Annotated in this window: 1 protein-coding gene; it reads left to right on the top strand. The window is 39.2% G+C overall.

The genetic code is table 11. From position 1 onward, the window contains the following. Window positions 1-852, top strand: an 852-nt coding sequence (locus ACWQ4X_RS19690; RefSeq protein WP_457904677.1) for an IS3 family transposase, incomplete at its 5' end; no start/stop codon positions are given. Window positions 853-913: the final 61 nt, after the last annotated feature.

Below are 913 nucleotides of genomic sequence, written 5' to 3' on the forward strand. Positions count from 1 at the left end.
GGGCCGCTTCAACCACAAAAGTTAATCGATGACTCACTTCAGATTTCAGTATCTAAGCAAGCTCAGCTGCTGAAAGTCTCCCGTGGTTGTTATTACTATCGCCCAAAACCTGTGAGTGCATCAGATCTGAAGCTGATGCGGTGTATGGATGAGTTACATATGCAATACCCTTTTGCAGGTAGCCGGATGATGCGTGATTTGTTGAATCGTCAAGGACATCATATAGGACGACGTCATACACGTACTTTAATGAAGAAAATGGGCATTAATGCGTTATATTGCAAACCAAATTTAAGCCAGGCTAATCAAGCTCACCGCAAATATCCATATCTGCTCAAAGGATTGGCTATTCAGCGCAGTAATCAAGTGTGGTCTACGGATATAACGTATATCCCTATGGCAAAAGGCTTTGTTTATTTATGTGCTGTGATTGATTGGCATAGCCGCAAGGTACTTGCGCATAGAGTATCGATTAGTATGGAGGTTACATTTTGCATAGAAACATTAAATGAAGCTATTGAAAAATATGGTCGACCTGAAATATTTAATACAGACCAAGGCAGTCAGTTTACCAGTGATGCATTTATTGATGTATTGAAATCAAATGGCATTCAAATCAGTATGGATGGTAAAGGTCGATGGGTTGATAATGTGATGGTTGAACGATTATGGCGGAGCGTTAAATATGAAGAGGTGTATCTCAAAGCCTACAGCAATGTTTTGGATGCGAAGAAGCAATTAAACGCATATTTTGAATTTTATAATTTGAAACGACCTCATTCGAGTCTGGACAAAATGACTCCAGATGAGTTTTACTATGACCAGCTACCACAACAAAATAAGGTAGCTTAACTAGAGCAGAGTATCACTTATAAATAAGCTTTTAGTTGTTCAAACATGTGGGACCACCTCT

The organism is Acinetobacter sp. NigerLNRRAM0016, from assembly GCF_054112845.1.